The following is a 23,659-nucleotide window of genomic DNA, read 5'->3' as shown; positions in this document are numbered from 1 at the left end:
GGGAGCGGATCAGGAACGCAACAGAGTCAAACCCAGAGGGGTGATGGGGAAAATTTTCCGCAATCACCCAACCCACGCCAGCTTTCGAGGGCGAAGGCCCCACTTCCATGGATTGTGAGGCTTGACACTGTCGGAGTCAGGGCGTTGTAATTGATCCTTGAAAGTTAATTGGTCATGGGACCAATAACCGCGAGCACTGAGGGTGATGCCTCAATGACGCGGCCACACCCAGCAGGAAGGATTGCGAGCCATGAGTAGCGCGCACCTTGATCCCGAAGTCACGGATTCCGCCAAGCATCCAGAAAAACGCGGGATCGAATTCATCGCCGCCGCAGAACGCCACGGCACGGCACGGGCCTTGTTCGCAGTATGGGCCGCACCCAATGTGAGCGTCCTGAGCTTCACCATGGGCGCCACGCTCACCCTCGTGCTGGGCCTCGAGCTCTGGCAGGCGATGCTCGTGATCATCGCCAGCAACCTGCTCTGGATCCTTCCGGGAATCGTCGCGGCCAGCGGCCCGTCGGCAGGCACTTCGGGTTCGGTGATCACCCGTGCCATCTACGGCATCCGCGGAAACCGCATCGTGATTGCCTTCTACGGCTGGTTCGTGTCGGGCATCTTCCTCGCCTTGAACTGGGTGGCTTCCACCTTCATGGGCGCAGAACTGCTGCGGCGCCTCGGCATGGGCAACGACACTCTGGCCAAGGCACTGGTGACCATTGCGGTGTCGGGAATCACCGTGCTGGTCGCCGTCTACGGCCACGGGCTGATCCTGCGCAGCTACTCGGTGGTCACCGCCGCTTTGCTCGCGATTTTCGTGGTAGTGACGGTGTTCATCCTGTCGAAGGCCGATTTCGGTTTCGTTCAGCCTGAGCCGCTGGGCGGCCTCGATCTGTGGATCTCCCTGAGCATCGGATTCGCCATCCTGGCATCCACCCCGTTGTCCTATTCCAACAGCGCGGATATGGCGCGCTACCTGCCCAGCGAAACCAGGACATCGCGCGTGATCGCAGCTACCGCGCTCGGCGGCGCGGTACCGGGCGTGATCTTCCTGAGCGTCGGCGCCCTGCTGGGAACCCTCGTTTCCTTCGATGCTCTGGAGATCGGCATCGACTTCGCGCTCATGGACATGCTGCCGGGCTGGCTCGGCGTGCTGCTGGTCGTGGGAGTGGTGCTGAACACTGTGGCGCTGAACGGCATGACCACCTACACGGCGAGCATGGTATTCCAATCCATCGGCGTGCCGATCAAGCGCATCCCCTCGGCCGTGCTGATCGGCGTGCTGGGCACAATCTTCACCTTTGTGCTTGCGGTCTCCACCTCGCTGATCGATGCAGTGAACCTGATGCTGCAGTTCCTGCTGATCATTTCGGTGCCGACGATCACCATCTACGCCACCGACATCCTGCTGCGCGGCAACCGCTACGATTCCCTGCAGCTGTTCGAGCAGTTCCCTTCGGGCAAGTACTGGTACCGCTCGGGCTACAGCGTCGCCGGGATCGTGGCGCTCGTGGCCGGCGGGCTGGCGTCGGCGCTGTTCCTCTCCACCGATGTCTGGGCTGGCCCCCTGGCGCTGCTGCTGGGCGGGATCGACCTTTCGGTGCCGGCAGGCATGGCCGTATCGGCCCTGGTCTACACGCTGCTGTTCAAGAAATCGGCGCGAAAGCAGGAGGTCGCCTGATGCCATCCTCGTCCCCGGCCCAGCGCGCCGCGGCGCATCCAGCGCGCTACCCGTTCGACGCCCCCGACAACCAACTGCTCGCCACCTGGCAGGAGGCCGGGCATAATCGCTGGGCTTTCACGCACATGGAGGAGGTAACCGCCCACGCGAGGATCACCAGGTCTGCACTGCCGGCAGTTCCCACGGTTCGCCTCGACGCCTTAGCGCAGTCCATGCCGGATCTGCAGCGCCGGCTCGAAGAAACCTGCACCGACTCCCTGGTGGTCCTGCGGGGCAATGACATCCTGGCCGAGTACTACCACGGCGGCAGCGATGCGGATCAGCCGCACCTGCTGATGAGCGTATCGAAATCCCTGTGCGCGCTCGTGGCCGGCGCCCTGGAAATGGAGGGGCTGCTGGACGTATCCCTTCCGGTGAGCCACTACGTCCCTGAATTGGCGCCATCGGCCTACGGCGATGCCAGCGTGCGCCAGGTGCTGGACATGCTGGTGGCAGTGGACTACGACGAAAACTACCAGGACCCGGCCTCCGAGGTGCAACGCCATGACCGTTCCTCCGGGTGGCGCCCGCGGCTGGACGGCGACCCGCGCAGTACCGGCGATTTCCTGGCCACGCTGCGCGGCAGCGGAAAGCACGGCGAGAAGTTCCAGTACTGTTCGGCGGGCACCGACGTGCTGGCCTGGGTGATCGAGCGCGCCAGCTCGCTGCGCTACGCGCAGGCGCTGGGCCGCTTCCTGTGGCAGAAGCTCGGTGCCGATCACGATGCCATGATCACCGTGGACGATCGCGGCTTCGGCTTCGCCAACGGCGGGATCAGCTGCACCGCCCGCGATCTGGCCAAGGTCGGCCGCCTCATGGTCGACGGCGGAATGGCCGCCGGAGGCCGCGTGGTCGAAGAAAGCTGGGTGGCCGAGGTCTTCGCCGGGGGCCTGCCAGAGCACATGGCCGGCGAGGGCTTCGCCCAGCTCTTCCCGCGGGGATCCTATGCCCGGCAATGGTGGTGCACCGGAAATGAGCGCGGCATCATCTCCGGCATCGGCATCCACGGGCAGAACCTCTGGATCGACCCCTCTCAGGACCTGGTGATCGTCAAGCTCTCAAGCTGGCCCGAGCCAGATACTGCCCAATGGCATGAGGTGCAGACCAACCTGCTGCTGGAGCTGAGCGAAGCGACCGCGCAGCTCGGCTAGATTCGGCGCCATCCCTTGCAAAACCCGTGCGGCCCATCGATCATTTCGATGAGCCGCACGGGTTTTCTGCCATCTGCGACACGCTCACTGGCCAGTGCCAATAATCAAGGCTGGCGAAGGGGGCAAAGAAATGGTTGGTGCGCCGAGGCATTCCCGGACCCCAAGGCGCTCGCTGCCTGGGTCAAGCATAGGAAGCCGATGCCAGCTTCTGCAGTGTCTTCTTCAGTAAAAGACGATGGCTCCCCGCTCTGTAGACGAACGCAGCCTGCCGCTGAGGGTGTGGTTGACCCGAATTGAGATCTGCAGTCATAGACGGCTCCGCGAGTGCGCTCACGGAGCTGGCCGTGGCCGGAGCATTTGGCTAAACCAGAGCATCTAGATACCGCTGTCCCGAAATGTCACGGAATACCCCTTGGCTGGTGATACGCCCCGGTGCTTCCCCATGCAAGGCTTCAGAGCAGATACTGGTCATTCGTTCGGGCTGCTTGCACCTCTCGATCTGGGACGCTCTATGCGCAGGCAGGCCTGCTGGGTTGCCGGAGAATCCGTGTGATCAGTGCGAACTGGTGGTCATTGCGGATACGGCACCAGCAGCTGTGGCTAGCGCGTCGGTGATGGGCCGGTCGAGTAGCTGTTCAAGATCAGGGCTGGCGTTGCTGAGGAGCCCGTGCCGAATGCTGCTGGCAATCGAAGTCAGCATCGGAGGTTGGAACGGGAGCAAAGTTCCATCGTGAAGGAGCTGCGCACGATATTCGCTAAGGCTGATCTTCTGGTGACGGGCGCCGAGACGATCCGCAACATCTTTGACCGTGATCGGTGCTCCCACCAAATCGTAGGTCTTACCTGCGTGTGAGGCAGGGTCGCTCGCGACTATTGCTGCCACGGTAGCTAAATCTGCCCTGGCAACGGCAGAAAGCGCCCCGTCGCCAAAGGCTGATTCCAAACCATCAGACGTCCAGGTCAGCAATGCTCCGAAAAGTTCGGCATACAAGCCATTGCGCAGAATCGTCCAGCCAAGGCCGCTTGCTTTGACCAGTTTTTCAGTGGCGCGGTGGGCCAGCGCAAAACCGAGATGATCACCTGCGCTGGTCAGGCTCGTGTAAATCACATGATGAACTCCGTCGCGAACGGCAGATTCGAGGACAGATTGATGACGTGCGATGACTTGATCGTCCTCGGCATACCCGGCCGAAACTAGGACAAGAATTGAAATACCCATGAAATCTAGACTCGTGGAATTGTCGAAATCAAGATAACGCTGGCCATCGCCGGCAGCGCGGCTGCCACCTATGGCTGGGATGTCCCGATCGGAGAGCTTCTGGAGTATGAGTGTTGCGAGCTGACCTTTTGCGCCTGTCACCATGATCATGTTGTTTGATTCTCCCAAGTGGTTCTTACCAGTAACTACAATCAGTCTCAACCGTTCCAAACAGCTCCACAAGAAGGCAGTTTGATGTCAGTGACGAACACCGAAGTAACCACTCAGCCAGCAGAGCTTGATCCCTGCGGGCAACAGAACCACCCTGATTGCGGGATTCGGGACGTACTAGATCGGGTGGGTGATAAGTGGTCAGTTCTCGTGATCGTAGAGCTTGCGAACGGTGTGAGGCGCTTTAGACAGCTGCAACTCGCCATCGATGGCATCTCCCAGCGGATGCTGACACTGACCGTACGGCGGCTGGAACGTGATGGTTTGGTTCTTCGTACGGCCTATCCGACAGTGCCTGCTCAAGTGGATTATCGGCTCACTGAGACAGGGGCGAGCTTGACCCACCTTGTAAAGGCGCTCGCTGATTGGTCGCTTGCGCATCAAGAAGAAATCAGTCATTCCCGTGAAATCTATGATGCCCAACATCCAGGGAACGAAATCCGGTAGCCGGCTCAGCGCAAGCCGCAGGTCTCAAGCCAGCGGCCCAAAGGCAAAGTAACCACACTCACCCCAAGCAGTAACCTCACCAGGCGTCCCTTGTTAAGTTGGCTGGCTTGCTTTCCTGACGATACCTAAACACCTAAACGCCAGTCGCGCATCTTGCTTCGATCCATACTGTCCACCTAGCCCGGTCGTCAGCTGCTCGCCCTCAAGGCCCTTAGCCCTCGGCAAGCGCACGAGGGAATGGGGGATCTGGCAAGAGGACGTGCAGGACGTACTTGCCCTGGGAAAAGTGACAGCGCTGAGAACCTGTTGCAGGCCCGCCTCCATGGCGGTACGTCCGCGGGTGGTCTGCAACGAAGCCGCGCCTTGCACTTGAGCCTTCTGGATTAGACAGCCTCGTCGATAGCCCCTCCGCCAGAAGTTCGGAGGCCGTGCGCCCATACATCCACGGCACGCGACAGTTCCGCCAAAAGCCGGTGCGGTTTTTCCTAGCTTCCGCTCCCCGGGGCGTCACACCGGTGGTCTTCCAGCTTGCCATCGACGATGGTGGCCAGCACCGGGTTCGCGGCTTGGGCCTGCGGTTCCAGACTGAGCGGGTCACGGGCGAAGATCGTCAGGTCGGCGCAGGCCCCGGGGGCAAGGATCCCCCCGCCTTCTTGGCCCGCAGCCAGGGCCGGGACGCTGGTCATCGCGTGATAGGCCTCGGCGGCGGTAAGCGCCTGCTCCAGGTGCAGCGGCATGGCCCATGGCTGTTCCACCGGACGGCGCAACTGCGCATCGGCCAGGGCGATCCGTGGATCGGCGGCACCGATGGGCCAGTCGGAGCCCAGCGCCAGCGGCGCCTTGGCCCGGAGCAGGTCGCGGGTGCGCCAGCCATGCGCGCTGCGCTCGCTTCCCAGCCGGACAGACCAGTTATCGCTGCCGTCGGGGCTGGTCAACCGGATTCCATGCACGGGTTGCACGCTGGCAATGACGCCGAGCTGCGCGAAGCGCGGCAGCAACTGGTCGCCGATGGATTCCAGGTGCTCGATCCGATGCGCCCCACCTGCGACGGGTCCGGCGGCCTCGATGGCGTCCAGCGCATAGGCCACGGCCGCATCGCCAATGGCATGCGTGGCGGTGGGGATGCCCCGGGCGCTGAAATAGGCGATGGCCCGGCGGTAGGCCTCGGGATTGCGCCAGAGGCTATCGGTGTTCTGGCCGTAGCAGTCCGGGTGGGCGAACCAAGCCGAGCCGTTATCCGCCGTCCCGTCCAGCATGAATTTCACCCCGGCGACTTGCCAGCGCCTCCCGCCCAGGGCCTGCTGTTCGACGGCGCGTTCCCAGGCCTCGGGCCCCGAATCGGCGGGGATCAGCGGGGAGCAGCGTACCTTCAGCGGCAACAGGCCGCGGTCGTCCAAATACTTATATACGGCCTCGGAGGGCTCTGCGAAGTCCAGAGCATGCACCCCGGTGAGCCCGCAGGCCGCCATCTGGCTCAGCTCGGCGAGCACATGGTCCGCTGCCTGCTCGATGGGCAGGTCCGGGTAGTGCGCCATCACCAGATCCATGGCCTGAAGCTCCACGATGTAGCCGGTAGGGGCGCCTTGAGCATCCGTGTGGATCCGGGAGGCATCGGCGAACTGCTCGCGGCCGGTGATGCCCAGGTGGGCAATGACCGCCGGGCTGACCACCAGGGCGTGGGCGTCCGCGGTCATGTAGCTGATCTTTACCCCGGGGAAGCGTTCGCCGAGGATCTGGCCGCTGGGCTGGCCATCGAAGAGGTTGACATCGAGGTTGAAGCCGGTGATCCAGTCCCGCGTACCGAGCTGATCAATGCGCTCGCCGGTTGCGGCCAGCAGTTCGCCCAGCGTGCCGATGCGGTCCAGGTCGAGGGAAGTGCCGCGTTCGATGGAGCCCCAGACCGGGTGAGTGTGGATATCCACCAGACCAGGGAGGATCACGCCGTCGATCATTTCGATGCGCGTGTGCGCTGCGGCGTGTTCGCGCAGGATCTCGTCTCCGCCCATGGCCACGATGCGATCGCCGCGGATGGCCAGCGTCGTCGCTGCCAGCGGATCTCCGCCCGGGTTCCGAAGTCCCCGCGCACGGACAATCAAGTCTGCGTTCACTAGCCCCACCATTCCGATTTATTGGTGCTTACACCAATAGACTGTAGGTTCCAAATCTATTAGGGTAAACGCATGACGTCAAGCACTCCCCGGCCGCGGATACGCAAGAATCCGGAAGACCGTCGCGCCCAGATCCTGGACACCTCCGCCGCACTGGCGTTGCAGCTCGGCCTGGAGAAGGTCACCATGCGGCTGGTCGCTGAGAAGCTGGATGTGCGTCCGGGGTTGATCAGCCACTACTTCAAGAGCATCGACGAACTGACCTGCGCCGCCTTCGAGCTGGCGGCCTCGCGGGAACGCGAAGCGATTTTCTCGCAGGGGATGCTGGAAGGCGATGAACTGGGGAACATCTCGCAGTTCCTGTCCAACGTGTCCGCTCCGGACTTTGAGAATCTCGGCAAGCTCTGGCTCAATGCCCGCCACCTCGCCCGCTATCGTCCCTCCTTGCGCAGCCTGGTCAGCACGCAGGAAGCCCTCTCGCTCGCGGAACTGACCAAGCTGGTCACCCGCGCTCAGGAAGCAGGACGGGTCACCGCGGCCGACGCCAAGCGGGCAGCCACTGGAATCTTCGTGATCATCGACGGAGCCGGCAGCTACGTCAACACCACCGATCCGCTGGCCTTGTCCGAGTTGACCCCGGTGATCCGCACCGCCGCAGAATTATTCCTGGAACTGCCCCCGGGCGGCCTGCCGCAGCGCTGAGCCGCGCCCGCCGGGCGCCGCGTATTCGGAGCATCCCGCGGGATAGAACTTCCCAATCCCCAGCCCGGCCTGCTCCATGGCCAGCAGGTTGCGGCATGCGGTGATCCCGGAACCACAGCAGGACACCGCGCCGGGGATATGGCCGCGTCGATAGCCCTGCTCGCCGGAGGCTCCGTCGAGGCACCAGCGGACGTCGGCAACCACCACCTCATCATGGTGGGCCAGCGGCCAGTCCCGGTCCACGAATGGCTCGATCGCCCCAGTCCCTGCAGATGCGTTCACCATGCTCCGAAGATAGCGCCATGTCCGCATTCCAAGAAAGTTCACCTCGAATAGCGGAAAGCTGCTGGCTGGCGGGCAGTGCGGCCAGCAGCCCATAGACCGCGCCCGCAGCGCCCGTTACTATAGGAATAATTAATGCCATTCATTTAGGAGTCCACGATGCCTACCCTCGACACGATCATCCTCGCTGACACTATCCACAGCCTTGGCGAAACCGAGAACCACTCGGCCATCGGCATTGCCGATGGCATCATCCAGAAGCTGGGCACCCGGGAAGAGGCGCAGCAGTGGATCAAGCCAGGCGTAGCGGTCATCGATCATGGCTCGGCGACGATCACTCCGGGGCTCGTTGACGCGCACGTCCACCCGATCTACGGGCAGAGCATCGCCCGCGGCATCTTCATGGGCGATGTGAAGGACGTCGACGAGGCAATCACGGTCTTCGGGGAGTACGCCGCGGCGCAGCCGGAAGATTCGCCAGTCCTCGGCTACGGGCTCAACGTGGCCATCTTCGGCACCGGAAAACCCAGCGGGTCTTTCCTGGATATCGCGGCGCCCGGACGCGAATCGTACATCACCTGCTTCGACGCGCATTCGGCCCTGGCCTCCCAGCCCATGCTGGAGGCTGCCGGGATCACCGGCACCGAAAAGTTCGCCGACGGCTCCAGCTTCGCCACCGACGAGCAGGGCAAGCCCAACGGCTTCATCCTGGAATTCGCCGCCATGGCCCTGGTGGAGAAGGCCTTGCCCACGCTCACCGCGCAGGACAAGGCCGAAGGCACCTATCAGCTGCTGCGCGACATGGCGGCCAAGGGCCTCACCGGCGCCGAAATGCTGGATCTGGGAGACCCGGATTCGCTCCAGGTGCTGCGCCTGATGGAGGAAATCGGGGACCTGCCGCTGAAATTGCGGGTTGCCCCCTGGGTCATGGCCAGCGACGGACCGCAGGCGGTGGACAAAGTCATCGAGCTGCAGGGAGTCCATGGGCGCCGCTGGAACATCCGCGGCGCCAAGCTGATGATCGATGGCACCATCGACAACGGCACGGCCTGGCTCTACGAGCCGGACGCCGAAGGCGAGTCGACCGAATCCCTGTACCTCGACCCGCAGCAGTACCTGGCCAATCTGGGCCGGCTGGCCCAGGCAGGAGTCACCACCACGACCCATGCCATCGGCGACCAGGGTATCGGCTATGTCATCAAGGCGATCAGCGGCCTGCCGGAGAACGGGGTGCAGCACCGCATCGAGCATCTGGAAGAGATGACCGATGAGGATTTCGAGGCCCTGAAGGCCAGCGGCGCGACGGTGAGCATGCAGCCGACCCACTGCACGCACTTCGTACGCGCGGACGGCTCGGATCCGTGGTCGCGCCGCCTCGGCGGAAACCGGGCGTCCTTCGCCTTCCGGCTGCGCGATGTCGCCGATGCGGGCATCACCCTCGCACTGGGTTCGGACTGGCCGGTGGCCCCCTACGATCCGCGCCTAATCATGGCCGATGCCCAGACCCGCCGGCGCACGGAAGTCGAAGGCAGCGATTCAACCGGCCCCCGGCATAAGCTCAGCGCACGCGAGGCCCTGGAAGGCTACACGGTCAACGTGCACGCCAGCACCGGTGCCACCGGCGGGCAGCTGGCCATGGGCGCCGCCGCGGACCTGACGGTATTCGGAGCCGACCCGCTGCTGATCACCCCGGAAGAGTTGTGCACCGTCGACATCGTGGCCACCTATGTCAATGGAAAGCGGACCAACGCCCGGTAGCACTTCCACGGGCCGACCGGCCGCCGGCGCTACGGCGCTGGCGGCATTTGCCCGTCCCAGTCCTGGGGCTGGCCGTTGAGATCCTGCCTGCTTTCGGGCACGTCCAGGCGCTGTGCCGTCAAGTCGCGCGGCACCAGATTGAACCCCTGCCAGTGCACCTCCATCGGAGACTGCTCCTCATCCCGGGGGACGTGGTGATAGCCCACGGCCACCCAGGAAATCAGGTCGTCGAGCTTCTCATCTTGCTGCTTCTGGACGTAATCCAGCACTCCGCGACCGCAGCCGCCGCGGTTATAGGTGGCGAATATCTGGCATTCATCCGCATTGGTAAAGGCGACGTCGTAGCCGATACTGTCATCGCCGCCATCCGAGTGCTCATGGTTACGCTTGTCGTCGATGAAGGTGAAACTGTCGGTTTTCCCCATGCTGATTTCGTAGGACATCTCATGCCCATCCTCGTTGAGCAACTTTGGAGCCGAGATCTTCCACCAGCGCTTGTCGGTCCACTGGGCTGTGGACGGGCTGGAAATCGTCGAATACTCGCCTTCAACGATCGGGGAATGCTCCCCTTCCTTGCCGGTTGGCTTGGCATCGTACTGCTGGATCTTCTGCCCGGTATCCCCGCCCAGGGCCCAGTCGATTTTCCAGACGGCATTGTGCGAGTGGCTGGAGGCATGGTCGTGCTCGCCGCTGCCGACAGCGCTGCCGTGCTCTGCATCGCTGTAGTCCGCAGGGGAAAGGTCGCCGGTTGCGCCCAGCGAGGGGCGGATGGTGCCATCGGCGCCGAAGGTGATCTGGTTGATGTATTCGTACCAGCCGACCTTTGAAATGGTTGACAGCTGCCAGTCGTCCTTGCGCTTGGCCAGCAATTCGCCGACCTCAGCCGAGCGATATGACAAGCCCGCATCGACCATGTCGCTGCAGAGCACCGGGCGCTCCTCGATGGACCCGAACTTCGTGCCATCGCCGATCGTCGGAATCGGATGCTTCTTCAGCTCTCCTGCGCATTCGATCTCCGTCAGCGAATGCATATTCGGTCCCCCGAATCCGGCGGTGGTGATATCAGAAGTCGAACGCCCTCCGTCGTCATAGGGCACTTCAAGCTGGGCCAGCGACATCGAGCTGATCAGCTTGATCGGCTCGCTGGCCGGTGGAGCGAAGGCGATGTCGCTCAAGACCATGCCGAGCTTGGGATCAACGGAGAAGCACATCGACCAGTTGGCGCCACTGGTCATGTCCTTGGCCAGCGATTGGCTTCCTTCCGGGCAGCTCGCCTGCCCCTGGGGCGAGGCGGAAGCCGAGGGCTGGGTTGCTGCAGGCGGGGCGGCGTTCTGGCAGCCGGCAAGCAGCGTGACGGCCACGGCGAGTCCCAGGCCGGTCAATGATTTCGAAACTAAGTTGCTGAGCACAGTCATGAGTCTAGTAAAAAGCTGGCTTTCTCTTGCGTTCCTGGATTCGCGTGCCTTAACGCGCCAAGATGGGGAACCCACAACCAGGTTCCCCATCTTGGTGTTATTTACAACAGATCACGGGCATCTGTCGTTGCCTTGATTAGCTGCGCTGCGAGCGGCGGCGAGCCATTACCGTCAGGGCGACACCGCCGGCTGCAACCAGCAGGCCGAGCACCGAGTATCCGATAACTTCAGCACCGGTGTTGGCCAGGCCGTCATTGTCGTTGTCGCTGTCGTTGTCACCGTTGTTGTCGGTTCCATTGTTGTCACCGTCATTGTCGGTGCCGTTGTTGTCGTTAGAACCGACTACCTCGAACTCGCCGGAGTCAATGGTCTTGCCGTCTTCGTCGTTGACGTCTACGGTGTATGGCCCCTCCTTGATGTCCTCAGGCAGCTGGATCTTGAACTCGAAGCCACAGCTTTCATCGATGGTGATCAGTTGAGCGGATGCGGCTTCGGCAATGGATACCTCGACTTGCTTGCCGTCCTCACCGGTAACCGTGATTTCAACAATCTGGCCTTCGGTGAATCCTTGGCCCTTCACGGTCACGGTTTCTCCGGCCTTGACCTTCGAAGGAGTAACCGTGATGGACTCGTCAGCGGCGCAAGTGTTGGCGTCCTTGTCGGTGACTCGCAGGTCGCGGGTCAGCTCGACACCCTTTGGATCAACGGTGGCGACCTTGTAATCGCCTTCTTCCGCGTCCTCAGGGACGGTCATGTTGGTCGTGAACTTGCCTTCGTCGTCAGTCATGACGTCGATGGTCTCGATCACGTTACCGTCCTTGTCGCGCAACTCGATGGTGATGTTGGTGTTCGGCTCGTAGCCTTCGCCATCGATGGTGATTTCCTCGCCCGGTGCTACCTCGTCAGGGGTGACGGTGAAGGTCGGGGTCTCGGCGTTCTCATCGATGATCAGACCGGCATCAACACTCTGGTTGCTGGCCGAGGCGGTCGAGAGCTGAACTGCAGCGCTGCGTCCGTCCTGGTTTGCATCCGAGTCTTTGGAGCGGTCATCCCCAGCGCCGGAGGTGGTGAAGGTGGCGTTGGATGGGGCGTTGAACTGTACGGTGTATTCGCCGTAGTTCAGGTCGCCGAAGCCGTACTTGCCATCTTCGCCGGTGGTCGTGACCACTGCGTTGCCGTCGGCATCGAGTACCGCGTTGCCTTCGGAATCGAGCAGGCTAACACCGACACCTGGTACTCCGGCCTCATCGGCGGACTGGATTCCGTCCTTGTTGGAGTCGTTCCAGACGAAGTCACCGATCGAAGCGCCGTCGTTGCCGTTGCCATCCGAATCGACGACCTTCAGGAGCGTGGTGTCCTTGTTGCCTTCGGTATCCTCGGCAGCAACCGTGTAGTCGCCTTCCTCGGCATCTTCGGGAACAGTAACCTCGGTGCTGAAGTGCCCGTTCTCGTCGGTGGTGACCTTGACAGGATCACCCAGCGGGTTGCCGTCCTTGTCAGTCAACGTGATGGTTACTTCGCTGTTCGGTGCGTAGCCATCGCCGGTGACCATGGTCTTCTCACCCGGTGCAACGGTTTCCGGATTCACCGTAACGGTAGCTTCCTCCACAGCCGGTGCATCGGTGATACCGGCATCCACGCCCTGGTTCACCGGAGCCTGGCTAGTCAAGGTGACAACCTCAGTGCGGCCATTCTCTCCGGCATCGGAGTCGATGCCGCGATCATTGCCCACGCCAGCCGGTGCGAACGCTGCGCCCTCTGGTGCTTCGAATTCAACAATGTACTGCTGGATCTTCAGGCCAGCGAAGGTGTACGTGCCGTTTTCGTTGGTGGTGGTGGTCACCGGATCGCCGGATTCATCTGCTACCGGGTTGCCTTCGGCATCCAGCAAGTTGACCGTGACACCGCCCAGGCCGGACTCGCCATCGTCCTGCAGGCCGTTGCCGTTGCCGTCGCGCCAGACGCGGTCGCCCAGCTCGCCGTTGTCCTCACCGGAGTTGCCGTCAGGATCGGTGACGGTCAGTGGCGCGTCATCCGAGTTGCCTTCCTCATCGGTGGCTTCCACGGTGTGATCGCCCGGAACCGCATCTTCTGGAACCGTGATTTCGGTGCTGAAGCTGCCGTTCTCGTCGGTCATGACCTCTGCTGGCTCGCCTACAGGATTGCCATCCTTGTCCTTGAGCTGGACCGTGACCTTGGAGTTCGGAGCATAGCCCTCGCCGTTGACCGTGGTGCTCTCGCCCGGAGCCACTTCGTCAGGGTTGACCGTGACCGTTGCTTCCTCGACTGCAGGAGCATCGACGATACCAGCGTCAATGGTCCGGTCAGCTGGAGCCGCGGCGGTCAGGGTCACGGTGCTGGTGCGCCCGTTCTCGCCGGCGTTGGAGTCCACTGCCGTATCGTCGCCAGCTTCTGCTGGCGAGAAGGAAGCGCCCTCAGGTGCCGCGAATTCAACGATGTACTCGCCCAGTGCCAAGCCGGTGAAGGCGTAGTTGCCGTTTTCATCCGTGGTGGTGGTGATCGGGTTTCCGTCGGCGTCGGTGTAGGCGTTGCCTTCGGCATCCAGCAGGTTCACCACGGCGCCGGCCAGGCCGGATTCGTTGGAGTCCTGGATGCCGTCGCTGTTGGCATCGCGCCATACGCGGTCGCCGAGCTCGCCTTCGCCACCTGGAGCCGCGACAGTCAAGTCCACGGTGTCCTTGTTGCCCTCGGTGTCCTCTGCGCTCACGCTGTAGTCGCCTGGTTCCACGTCCTCGCCGATTGGCAGCGGGGTGGTGAAGTGGCCATTCTCATCCGTGGTGACAGTGATCGGGTCGCCGATCGGGTTGCCCTCTGGGTCAACCAGCTGCACGGTCACGTCCGAGTTCGGAGCGTAGCCATCGCCGGTCACCTGGGTTTCCTCGCCTGGCTTCACCTCGGTCGGGTTCACCGTCACGGTGGCCTCGTCCACAGCTGGAGCGTCGACAATACCGGCATCAACCGTCATGTTCGCAGGAGCCGTGGAGGTCAGGGCCACCACTTCGGTGCGTCCATTCTCGGCAGCGTCGGAGTCAACAGCATCGTCATCGCCGGCGTTGGCCTGGGTGAAGGATGCGCCTTCCGGAGCAACGAATTCCACGGTGTACTCGCCCAGCGCAAGCCCGGCGAAGGTGTAGTTTCCGTTGTCATCGGTGGTTGCGGTGACAGGGTTGCCATCAGCGTCGTTGACCGGGTTGCCTTCGGCATCCAGCAGGTTGACGGTGACGCCTGATACGCCAGCTTCACCATCATCCTGAACGCCGTCGGCATCCAGGTCATTCCAGACCCGGTCGCCGAGCTCGCCGTTGCCTGGCTGCACGCCGCCGTCGGTGACGGTCAGCGGGCTCTCGACCGGGGTATCGGTGGTGACGTCGGTTGCCACAACCTTGTAGTCGCCTGGTGCGGCGTCCTCAGGAACTGGAATCTCAGTAGCTGGAACGTTGCCCTCGGCGTCGGCTGGCACGGTGATCGGGTCACCGACCGGGTTGCCCTCTGGATCGGTCAGCTGCAAGGTGACATCACCCTCAGGGGTGAAGCCGGTACCGGTCAGGCTGGTGGACTCGCCTGGAGCAACCGAAGTTGGGTCCAGGGTGACTGCAGGATCGACAACAGCGTCATCGTCAACCAGGCCGGCATCCACCTGATCGGTGGTTGGCGCTTCCTCGGTCAGCGTGTAGACGTTGGTGACACCCTCGGCGTTCGGATCCGAGTCAACAGCACCGTCATCGTTGGTTCCCTGAGGCGAGAAAGCCTTGCCCTCAGGAGCAACGAACTGCACGGTGTAGCCGCCAAGCGCCAGCTCGCCGAACGAGTAGTTGCCGTTCTCGTCGGTGGTGGTGGTGACAGGGTTGCCATCAGCATCGTTGACCGGGTTGCCATCGGCATCCAGCAGGTTCACGACAACACCTGGAACACCAGGCTCGCCCTCATCCTGCAGGCCATCGCTGTTGCTGTCTTCGAAGACGAAGTCACCCAGCGAACCTGGACCTGGCTGCGCGCCGCCGTCGGTGACGGTCAGGTTGCTGACAACCGGGGTATCGGTGGTGACGTCGGTAGCCACGACAGTGTAGTCGCCTGGTGCGGCGTCCTCAGGAACTGGAATCTCAGTAGCTGGAACGTTGCCCTCGGCGTCGGCTGGCACGGTGATCGGGTCACCGACCGGGTTGCCCTCTGGATCGGTCAGCTGCAAGGTGACATCACCCTCAGGGGTGAAGCCGTCACCGGTGGCGTTGGTGGATTCGCCAGGAGCGACCGAGGTCGGATCCAGCGACAGCACCGGGTTGATCTCGCCATCAGCGTCGACCAGACCGGCGTCAACCGTGTCATTGGCCGGTGCTGCCGAGGTCAGGGCCACCGCTGGGGTGCGTCCATCGCTGCCAGCGTCCGAATCGATCGAGTCGTCATCGCCCTGGTCTGCAGGCGAGAATGCCTTGCCTTCAGGAGCAACGAACTGCACGGTGTAGCCGCCAAGCGCCAGCTCGCCGAACGAGTAGTTGCCGTTCTCGTCGGTGGTGGTGGTGCGAGGGTTGCCATCGGCGTCGTTGACTGGGTTGCCATCGGCATCCAGCAGGTTCACGACGGTGCCTGGAACGCCGGCTTCGCCTTCGTCCTGCAGTCCGTCGCCGTTGTCATCCGAGAACACGGTGTCGCCGATGGAGCCGTTGCCTGGCAGCACGCCGCCGTCGGTGACGGTCAGCGGGCTCTCTACCGGGGTATCGGTGGTGACATCGGTAGCCACAACGGTGTAATCGCCTGGCTGAGCGTCAGCTGGAACCGGCACTTCGGTGGCTGGAACGTTGCCCTCTGGGTCAGCTGGCACCGTGATTGGATCGCCAACCGGGTTGCCATCAGGGTCGGTCAGCTGCAGGGTGACATCGCCTTCAGGGGTGAATCCGGTACCGGTCAGGTTGGTGGATTCGCCTGGAGCAACCGAGGTTGGGTCCAAGGTGATGGCCGGGTCGATGGCCGCGTCGTCGTCAACCAGACCAGCATCCACTGCGTCGGTGGTTGGAGTCTCGGCGGTGACCGAAATAACCGGGGTAACACCCTCAGCGTTTGGATCCGAGTCGAGAGCGTCGTCGCCGCCCTGATCTGCAGGCGAGAATGCCTTGCCTTCAGGAGCAACGAACTGCACGGTGTAGTCACCCTCTGGCAATTCGCCGAAGGAGTAGTTGCCGTTCTCGTCGGTGGTGGTGGTGCGAGGGTTGCCATCGGCGTCGTTGACTGGGTTGCCATCGGCATCCAGCAGGTTCACGACGGTGCCTGGAACGCCGGCTTCGCCCTCGTCCTGCACGCCGTCCATGTCGGCATCGTCGAAGACCAGGTCTCCGATGGAGCCGTTGCCTGGCAGCACGCCGCCGTCGGTGACGGTCAGCGGGCTCTCTACCGGGGTATCGGTGGTGACATCGGTAGCCACAACGGTGTAATCGCCTGGTGCGGAACCTTCAGGCACTGGAATGGCGGTCGAAGGAACGTTGCCCTCAGGGTCAGCTGGCACCGTGATTGGATCGCCCACTGGGTTGCCATCAGGGTCGGTCAGCTGCAGGGTGACATCGCCATCCGGGGTGAATCCCGTACCGGTCAGGTTGGTGGATTCGCCTGGAGCAACCGAGGTTGGGTCCAAGGTGATGGCCGGGTTGATGACTGCCGCGTCGTCACATGCGCCGATGCGGACACCGGCGGTGCCGAGGTTCAGGCGGCCTGCGTCAGCAGCCTGCAGGAGGCCGATGCTCAGTGCGGAGACTTCGAGGCTGTCGGTCAGGGTGCCGTCTGGTCCTTCGCAGGTCGTGGTGACCTGGCGGTTCAGCTGCACCGAAACGATCTGCGCCATCAGGGTGAAGACTGGCTCCAGTACCTGGCGGATCGGCAGGGTGATGGCGTTGGTCTTGATGTCGGTGATCAGCAGGTCGTAGATTGCGTGTCCGCCGTCGCCGACCAGGAAGTCGCGGATCGGCACCACTGCGGTGTTGATCAGCGGGATCAGCGTAGCGTTGATCAGCGGCTCAACGACGGCACAGGCTGGACCGGAGCAGTCCACCGGCGCCACGTTCTCGGCGCCGAGGTTGACGCTCCAGTTTGCAACGGTGTCGCCAACAAGTGGCGTGGTCTGGGTCAATTCGAAGTTCAGCGTGATGCTGGAAATCGCGCCTTCGATGGCGTTGGTGGCAACCTTGATGACCTCTTCGATGAGGTCGTGGATCGTCTCGGCAATGATCGGGTAGATCTCATTGCTGATCAGCTCGGTGTTCGGTGCCTGGTTGTTGATGCCGTCCGGGAGATCGACGCCCTCAGGACGCTCGCCCGAGTAGGCCTTGTCCAGGTCGACGTAGAGCTTGCCCGTCGAAAGATCGATGCTGAGCACTTCATTCTTGGAGGTGATCGGCTGCGCCAAAAGCTCCTGGAAGACTTCTTCCTGGATGTTGGACTCGGCAGAGACGTCAATTGTGGCACCGACAGGAAGTGCCGACGTGATGGTGTTGAGCAAGTCAGTGAGCTGGCTCGCTCCATCGACGGCATCTTCCAACGCCTGGTCGACCGTTGCCAGCTGGTCGTAGATTCCGCTGGCGATCTGGCTGACGATTGGCGATTCGAGCTCGAGGTTCGCCTCTGCGACGCGGTATTGGCCGTCGCCACCCACGCCATCAGGATCCTGGAATGCGCCATCTACGGCTTCGACGTGTGCGCCGCCAACGCCGGCGGTCAGTTCCGCCTTGCTGACGATGTCGTCGGTCAGTCCGTCAGTTCCGGTTGCACGGAACAAAGAAAGTAGGTCTAGTTTTGCGGTACCAAATCCACCGGCCTCGCCATCGAGGCTGACGGAACCATCGGCGCCGGCGATACCAGAAATCGCTTCGCCATTCTTGGCGTCGGTGGCAGTCGACTGCGACAGCAGTGCGCCAAGCTCGCCGTAGTCGATGATCTGGTCGATCGGCAGGTTCAAGCCGCCCAGATCGAGCATCTGTCCGCCGAGGAGGGATGCGTTCAGTGCACCATCATCGGTTGCTGGTCCCCCAGGGAACAGAGCCCGGCTCTGCCCGCCACCGGCAAGTTCCTGGCCAATCAGGCTCAGGTCGATATTGCTGGCTGCTGCCTCAGTGGTTTCATCTGGCTGGGTGTCTACGTCGGCCATCGCAGGGAGGCCGAAAGTCGTGACAGCAACCGAGGAGACCATTCCCAGTGCTACTGGCCGTCTCCACCATCCGGCAGTTACTGCAGGTGCTGTCTTGCGTTCTGAGCGTCGCATACGGACACCCTCCTTGCTTTGAAGTGCTTGTGATTTGTGTCCCAAGGTTTCCCCAAGGTTTATCCAAGCCTGTTTGCAGGGGAAAGCACAAGAGATTGACGTAAGTTTCTTAAAATTAATCTGATCGATGGTTCGCGTTTGACTACTCAAAAAAGGCATGCGAAAGCGATTAATGCTTCTGACTAAAGATTTGTCCGTCAGATGGTGAAAGGATGGATGGTCGAATCATCCAGCTACAAAGTGCGTGGCGACTCGTCTTGGCGGCGTTTTTACCCGTCGCCAAATGCCCCCATCCGAGGGTTCTCGGTGATGGGAGTGCTGGGTTTTTCGGTGGAACGCCTATCCCGCACGCGGTTTCGGCTGAACTTTCGTCCAAATCCTCGGCGTAAGAGAAGATAGCGCGGATTGATCCATAATTGAGGCTGGTCTAATCGGCAAGGAAAGTGCCGAATCCTCTTTTAGTAGCAACGCCAAGCAGCTGGTTTCACCTGGAATGGCGCCGTGGGGTCTGCAGTTAGCTCCACAGACCGTTCATATGCTCCTTGCGGAAATCAAAGAGAGCAGTGATTGTATTCATTTCTCGTCCTCCGTTGCTTGCAATGACTAACATCTGGGCAGTTTCGGTTGATACATGTGTACCGTAAAACTAGCAAGCAATTTCCTGAGAGTTACCTATGTGCGTGAATATTACGTGCTAATTCATCAAAAGTTCGTTAAATCGACAGGTCACCACAAGAATCTAGCAGCGTCAATACTACTTTTGGAGGATGGCACGGTTTATCGATTCATCGTATATTCAGCTTTCTATCAGGTTGCTGACAGTGATTTATCAAGGTGCAATACCGGAGATTTTGCACGGTCCACGTGGGGTTAAAACCGCATATCCCCTTTTCCTGGATCTGCCCATCGGGCCAACTCGCATCGAATCCTGCGCCAGCTTCGCCACCGAGCAGCCGGCAGTCCGTGGCCCGGGATAAAACTGCTCGCGCCGGCTCGCATTTTTCAGGCCTGCACGATGGAACGCAGAGCCTTGCCTATTCGGACAGGGCAAAAGCAGGGCCATCGACCGCGTCGTCTGGACGCGGAGGATGGCCCTGCCTTGGACACACTAAGCTTTCCGAGCCAATTGCTCAGGTGCAGCCTGTTTCGTTTCAGGCTCGCCGTGCTTGAAATTTCCCAACCATCAGATCCACGGCCAGGAAGGCTGTCAGGCTGATGCCAAGCAACGGCAAGAGCGTTCCTATTGCCGCGGCTGCCAGCAGTAACAGCGCTGATCCCCACCACGGTGCACGCGACAAGGCACCGCGCCTCGGTGGCTTGCCCATCAACTGTGCAGAATTTCGCGTAGGGCGGCGTTTCCACCACATCGCGTATCCAAGGACCACCATGGCGGCGATCGCCGAGGCGAGTAGGAACAGCAGCACTTGATTCGGAAGTCCGAACATGGTGCCCATATGGATATCGATGCCCCAGCGTGAAAGTTTCGCAACTAGGCCGAACTCCTTGAAATCAACGCGATCGACAACTTCCAGGCTCTGGCCATTAATCGATACCGCGTCGACTTCGGTCGGGAATGAACGCTGGATTTCCTGCACTACCCAGGCTTTGCCTTCCGCTGCGGGAGGCTTGATTTCCACCAGTTGAGTATTAATGTTGATTTCCTTGCCGATCGACAGCATTGTGTCGAAGGCGGCCGGATTCACCATCTTCCCGGATTGTGCTGAGTCCACCCCGTGATGATGGGCATGCTCGTCGCCGGAGGAATCGGATAAGTCGGTGTTCACCGACGGGGTTCCCCAGTTCAATGCCGAGCGGAGTTCGCCCACATTCGCCCCGCCAAAGGTTGACCAGGTGATGCCCGTGGCAGAGAGGAAGAATGCACCGATGAGAATCCACAGTCCCAGCGAACCGTGCCAGCTAGCCAGCTTTCGATAGCCCTTGGCGCTGATGCTAGGGCGCAGCAGATCCTTCTTGCGTTTCGTTTTCCTGATCCGCTGGACCCACAAGCCGATTCCGGCCAGGGCGATAATCCCCAGCCACGATGCCGCCAGCTCGCTGTAAAGCCGTCCTGGTTCGCCGAGGTGCAGATTCCGGTGCAGCTGGTCGACCCAGGTCCGCAGCGGGAGGGAGCCGCTGGTTCCGTAGGTTGTCAGGTCTCCGCGGATTTCTGCGGTGGCAGGATCCACGAAAACAGCTCTCATTTCGCTGGCGCCCAACCCGGGTTCGGAGTACATCACCCGGGTGGTGTCGCCCGGGTTCGGGGCCGGGCGAACAGCAGCAGGCGTATCCTGGTCCCCGAGGTAGGCATTGGCTGCCTCGATCTGTTGTGCCAGTGGCAAATAGGCATCTGCAACGGGGGCCTGCAGTTCCCGGGCGTAGACCGCTTGCTCGACTTGGGGCATCACGGAGTACAGCGCACCGCTGAGCGCCGCAACCAGGATGAAGGGGCCAACGAAAATTCCTGCGTAGAAATGCAGGCGCAGCAACAGCTGCCCAAACCAGCCCTTGCCCGCCGGGCGGGACCGCTGGGGTGAAGATGATTCTGGTGAAGTTTCCAGAAGAGTCATGATGGTTCCTTGAAAAAGTGAAAAGTCGGGGATCTCAGGCGGTGAAGAACGTATCGCCGATAAAGCCGTGCTCATGGCAGCCCGGAGGGATCAGGAAAACGGCAGACCCGATGGGAGTTGTCCATTGGTTCATTGCGTCTAGCTGATCCAGCCGCTGCTGCAATGGCACGTACTGCTTGGCAACGCTCTTCTGATAGGACACGAAGATGAGCCCGGAATCAGAGATGTTCTCGCCGGTGGGCGGTTCGTCGTAGTTGTAGGCCCTGCGATAAATCCGTTCTTCCGGATTCTCCGAGCGGGCGCGCCGAATATGGGCCTGGTCGCCAATCACGGCGAAGCCATTAACCGTGAGCCGGCGGAAATCCGGTTCATCATGTTCAAGGGCACCGGTCAAGGGCGCACCGTTGTCCAGGGTGCGGCCTACGCTGAATTCCCGCGCGGGCCGATCCAGCTCATCCCAGGTTTCCAGATTCATGCGGATCCTGCGCAGCACCATGGTGGTGCTTGAATCCTTGTTCCAGACAAGCTGGTTGAACTCCTGGGTGCCAGGTGCCAAGTTGGAAGTCCCATCGACCTGGCCGAAGAGATTGCGCATTGTCGTTGAGCTGGCCTCTGACCCGCGGGCTCTGCGGAAACCTGCCTGCGTCCACTTCACCGTGGCGAAGCTGCGCGCATCCTTAAGCAGCATGCGTTGTGCGTGGGACACGGTGAGCCGGTCATCCGCAGCGATGTGCAGCAATAGATCGCCGTCGCACCAGCGCTGTTCCAGCCGGTCGATGCCAAATTCCGGCAACGGCTTGACTTCCGAGGTGGCCGCACCTGCCAGCTTGGCCATTCTGCTCCCGAATCCGAAGGTCACGGTGAGCCGTGCCGGCAGGTGCGCCAGCTCAGGTTCGGTATCGGCCAGCGCTTCACGGCCCTGCGTCAGCCTGGCAGCGTCATCGGTGAGTATGCGAAGCAGCCGCTGAACGCTGTCCCGGTCCACCTCGTCGCGCAGCGTCAAGGCAATATACGCTGCGTAGGCTTGGGGCGCTGTGGCGATCCCGGCCTGATGCGATCCATAAAAGGGAATGGTCTCCTGCCCGTGCAAAGGCTCGGACGCACCGGCAGGAGAAGCCGAATTTGCCAGTGATTCAATACCCAGCGCGGCGACTGCTCCAAGGCCTGACGCGGCACCTGCAATCAGCAGTCCCCGGCGGCTTGGCCGCATGGCGGTCCCGGAGCGTTCCGATCCCATCAGTGCCCATGTCCGCTCTGCGACGACGATTCATCGTAGCTTTCCTTGGCCCCGGCGAAATCCTTGACCGGCGCTGTGAAATCGAAGCTGCTCTCATCGGAGAATTCCAAGGTGAGCGCCACTTCATCACCGGCCTTGAGCGGTTTCTTCGGATCCATGATCATCAGGTGGTTCGCGCCGGGAGCAAGCTCCAGCTTCCCGTGGGCTTCAATGGTGAAACCGCCGGTTTTCTCGCGCATGACCATAGCCCCGGACTCATTGGCCACGGTCTCATGCAATCCGGTATCACCCGATACCGCGCTGGAGACCCGCGTAATGGTCACCGCGTGGTCCCCGGTGTTTTCGATGGTGCCGAAGGCCGAGGACATATCGTCTTGTGTTGCCTTGAGCCAGAGGTCTTTTACCTCAATGGTGGTTCCTGCCGGGGAAGGCGATGCAGCGCCTGGTTCAGGAGCGGCGCAGCCGGCAAGGAGGATCAGGGAACTCGCGCCAAGCGCGGTGGCACGAAGGCCAAATGATTTTTTCAAGGGTCATCCTGTGAAGTTTGCGCGAAGCGCTGAGAAGGCTTCGCGAGAGCGCAAGGCGGGCCGTGTGCCCGTCTGGCATGGCTGGAATCCGGCAGCGTGAAATGGCGCCACCAGCGTGCTGATACCCCGTGATGCGGGGATGAGAATGCGCAGAAAATTGCGGTTAGAACATGCGGCAGTGTGCCCGATGCGGGGACATGAAGCGAAAGGCTGGCCTCACGGGATCCGCTGGATCAGCGCTCATTGGCGCTCGCCAATCAGCCCTGGGCAGCGCAAAGCCCGGCAGGGAAAGTTCCGGGCGCACCGGATAAGACCGCCATCAGGTCCTGTGCAGGGGTCAAAACTGCGGTAGCGAAGCCAAGCTTCGATTAATGGGCGGTGTTCTGCGCTGTTGCCACCAGCGGGGGTCCGCGCCGGATAACGCTTGTCGAGTACACTGCCAAGGTGCAGGCCCGCGGCTCTTCCCATCCCGGAGGAGCAGTTAGGGGTGCGGGCGGCTGGTGCGAATAGGCCAGGAGAACCCAGAACCGGGTCCAGCGGCAAAGGGCCATGAGGCCGGCGAGGCTGGTCATGAGCTCGTCCCCGCGATGCACGAAGAGCACCGTGGCAATCCCGGCAATGACGTGGGCGATAATCATGGAAGCATCACCGTGTCCAGGCATCGGCAATGCCGAGTCCCGTGGGATCTCGAGGATCATCTTCATGCCATGCGCGCCGAAATCCCCGGGTCGCGGCTGAGCCATCGACGCATGGCCCGACCCCATGGAGAACATCAGGTGGAACAGCATCTGGCTGATGGCCACCATGATGGCCAGCCGAAGCAGCGTGAAATGGCGTCCGCTGAGCCCTGTGCAGACCAGCAATGACAACGACAGCGGCAGGGCGATATTCAGAACGCCCGGCACTGCCCCTCCGGCCAGCACGTGGGACAGCAGCGATACGAAAGTCACGCAGAACGCGACCGCCATGCCTCTGAGCACACGTGTTGAACGGGAGGTTTTTTCCACAGGCAACAGTATGTCAGATACAGGATTCACTATCCGGCAGGGCCGGCC

The 23,659-nt window shown here is 61.8% G+C and carries 14 protein-coding genes; 5 read left to right on the top strand and 9 right to left on the bottom strand.

Translation table 11 applies throughout. The annotated features are described in order from the left end of the window. The first annotated feature begins 250 nt into the window (after positions 1-250). Both AC6CHO_RS07375 and AC6CHO_RS07370 read left to right on the top strand, forming a co-directional pair. Positions 251-1,681 (top strand): purine-cytosine permease family protein, encoded by a 1,431-nt coding sequence (locus tag AC6CHO_RS07375; protein WP_498214384.1) that lies wholly within the window; start codon positions 251-253, stop codon positions 1,679-1,681. Then, positions 1,681-2,871, top strand: coding sequence for a serine hydrolase domain-containing protein (locus AC6CHO_RS07370; RefSeq protein ID WP_498214383.1), 1,191 nt, complete (start codon positions 1,681-1,683; stop codon positions 2,869-2,871). Before AC6CHO_RS07375 ends, AC6CHO_RS07370 begins: the two co-directional genes overlap by 1 nt. A gap of 553 nt (positions 2,872-3,424) precedes the next feature. Here the strand turns inward: AC6CHO_RS07370 and AC6CHO_RS07365 are convergent. Next, entirely contained in the window at positions 3,425-4,240 is an 816-nt protein-coding gene (locus tag AC6CHO_RS07365) for a Rossmann-fold NAD(P)-binding domain-containing protein (protein WP_498214382.1), read from the bottom strand. Positions 4,241-4,324: 84 nt separating this feature from the next. Between AC6CHO_RS07365 and AC6CHO_RS07360 the strand changes: the two genes are divergently transcribed. Next, positions 4,325-4,747, top strand: a complete 423-nt coding sequence (locus AC6CHO_RS07360) for a winged helix-turn-helix transcriptional regulator (protein ID WP_498214456.1) — start codon at positions 4,325-4,327, stop codon at positions 4,745-4,747. 485 nt (positions 4,748-5,232) lie between these two features. Here AC6CHO_RS07360 and AC6CHO_RS07355 read toward each other — a convergent pair whose 3' ends face one another. Then, positions 5,233-6,855 (bottom strand): amidohydrolase, encoded by a 1,623-nt coding sequence (locus tag AC6CHO_RS07355; RefSeq protein ID WP_498214381.1) that lies wholly within the window; start codon positions 6,853-6,855, stop codon positions 5,233-5,235. A 72-nt stretch (positions 6,856-6,927) separates the two neighbouring features. Here AC6CHO_RS07355 and AC6CHO_RS07350 point away from each other — a divergent pair, with 72 nt between their 5' ends. Then, positions 6,928-7,557 carry a TetR/AcrR family transcriptional regulator gene (locus AC6CHO_RS07350; RefSeq protein WP_498214380.1) on the top strand — a complete coding sequence of 210 codons (630 nt, stop codon included), beginning with the start codon at positions 6,928-6,930 and terminating at the stop codon, positions 7,555-7,557. On the opposite strand, the gene AC6CHO_RS07345 is transcribed toward AC6CHO_RS07350, so the two are convergent. Then, a complete protein-coding gene (locus AC6CHO_RS07345; RefSeq protein ID WP_498214379.1) occupies positions 7,516-7,842 on the bottom strand; it encodes a hypothetical protein in 327 nt (108 codons plus the stop codon). The two genes, AC6CHO_RS07350 and AC6CHO_RS07345, sit on opposite strands and share 42 nt — an antisense overlap. 156 nt (positions 7,843-7,998) lie before the next feature. Between AC6CHO_RS07345 and AC6CHO_RS07340 the strand changes: the two genes are divergently transcribed. Further along, on the top strand, positions 7,999-9,597 hold the full coding sequence (locus AC6CHO_RS07340; protein ID WP_498214377.1) for an amidohydrolase: 1,599 nt from the start codon (positions 7,999-8,001) through the stop codon (positions 9,595-9,597). Positions 9,598-9,626: 29 nt separating this feature from the next. On the opposite strand, the gene AC6CHO_RS07335 is transcribed toward AC6CHO_RS07340, so the two are convergent. The 6 genes from AC6CHO_RS07335 to AC6CHO_RS07310 all read right to left on the bottom strand — a co-directional run bounded on the left by AC6CHO_RS07335 (position 9,627) and on the right by AC6CHO_RS07310 (position 23,554). Beyond that, positions 9,627-11,006 (bottom strand): copper amine oxidase, encoded by a 1,380-nt coding sequence (locus tag AC6CHO_RS07335; protein WP_498214376.1) that lies wholly within the window; start codon positions 11,004-11,006, stop codon positions 9,627-9,629. A 142-nt stretch (positions 11,007-11,148) separates the two neighbouring features. Then, positions 11,149-18,273 carry an SdrD B-like domain-containing protein gene (locus AC6CHO_RS07330; protein ID WP_498214375.1) on the bottom strand — a complete coding sequence of 2,375 codons (7,125 nt, stop codon included), beginning with the start codon at positions 18,271-18,273 and terminating at the stop codon, positions 11,149-11,151. Between the two features lie 1,151 nt (positions 18,274-19,424). Further along, positions 19,425-20,840, bottom strand: a complete 1,416-nt coding sequence (locus AC6CHO_RS07325) for a PepSY-associated TM helix domain-containing protein (RefSeq protein WP_498214374.1) — start codon at positions 20,838-20,840, stop codon at positions 19,425-19,427. 34 nt (positions 20,841-20,874) lie between these two features. Next, entirely contained in the window at positions 20,875-22,077 is a 1,203-nt protein-coding gene (locus AC6CHO_RS07320; protein ID WP_498214373.1) for a Dyp-type peroxidase, read from the bottom strand. Then, positions 22,077-22,604: a copper chaperone PCu(A)C gene (locus tag AC6CHO_RS07315; protein ID WP_498214372.1), complete on the bottom strand. Its 528-nt coding sequence runs from the start codon at positions 22,602-22,604 to the stop codon at positions 22,077-22,079. Before AC6CHO_RS07315 ends, AC6CHO_RS07320 begins: the two co-directional genes overlap by 1 nt. Positions 22,605-22,972: 368 nt before the next feature. After that, a complete protein-coding gene (locus AC6CHO_RS07310; protein ID WP_498214371.1) occupies positions 22,973-23,554 on the bottom strand; it encodes a hypothetical protein in 582 nt (193 codons plus the stop codon). Positions 23,555-23,659: the final 105 nt, after the last annotated feature.

The sequence above is a fragment of the Glutamicibacter sp. GQ173 genome, from assembly GCF_059759215.1.
The sequence above is the reverse complement of the archived record's forward strand: the minus strand, read 5'-3'. Positions and strand labels throughout refer to the sequence as shown.

What these genes read in the sequence shown, in the direction of transcription:
- AC6CHO_RS07375 (WP_498214384.1), top strand. Translation starts at nt 251, where the DNA reads ATGAGTAGCGCGCACCTTGATCCCGAAGTCACGGATTCCGCCAAGCAT.
- AC6CHO_RS07370 (WP_498214383.1), top strand. Translation starts at nt 1,681, where the DNA reads ATGCCATCCTCGTCCCCGGCCCAGCGCGCCGCGGCGCATCCAGCGCGC.
- AC6CHO_RS07365 (WP_498214382.1), bottom strand. Translation starts at nt 4,240, where the DNA reads ATGATCATGGTGACAGGCGCAAAAGGTCAGCTCGCAACACTCATACTC.
- AC6CHO_RS07360 (WP_498214456.1), top strand. Translation starts at nt 4,325, where the DNA reads ATGTCAGTGACGAACACCGAAGTAACCACTCAGCCAGCAGAGCTTGAT.
- AC6CHO_RS07350 (WP_498214380.1), top strand. Translation starts at nt 6,928, where the DNA reads ATGACGTCAAGCACTCCCCGGCCGCGGATACGCAAGAATCCGGAAGAC.
- AC6CHO_RS07345 (WP_498214379.1), bottom strand. Translation starts at nt 7,842, where the DNA reads ATGGTGAACGCATCTGCAGGGACTGGGGCGATCGAGCCATTCGTGGAC.
- AC6CHO_RS07340 (WP_498214377.1), top strand. Translation starts at nt 7,999, where the DNA reads ATGCCTACCCTCGACACGATCATCCTCGCTGACACTATCCACAGCCTT.
- AC6CHO_RS07330 (WP_498214375.1), bottom strand. Translation starts at nt 18,273, where the DNA reads ATGCGACGCTCAGAACGCAAGACAGCACCTGCAGTAACTGCCGGATGG.
- AC6CHO_RS07325 (WP_498214374.1), bottom strand. Translation starts at nt 20,840, where the DNA reads ATGACTCTTCTGGAAACTTCACCAGAATCATCTTCACCCCAGCGGTCC.
- AC6CHO_RS07320 (WP_498214373.1), bottom strand. Translation starts at nt 22,077, where the DNA reads ATGGGATCGGAACGCTCCGGGACCGCCATGCGGCCAAGCCGCCGGGGA.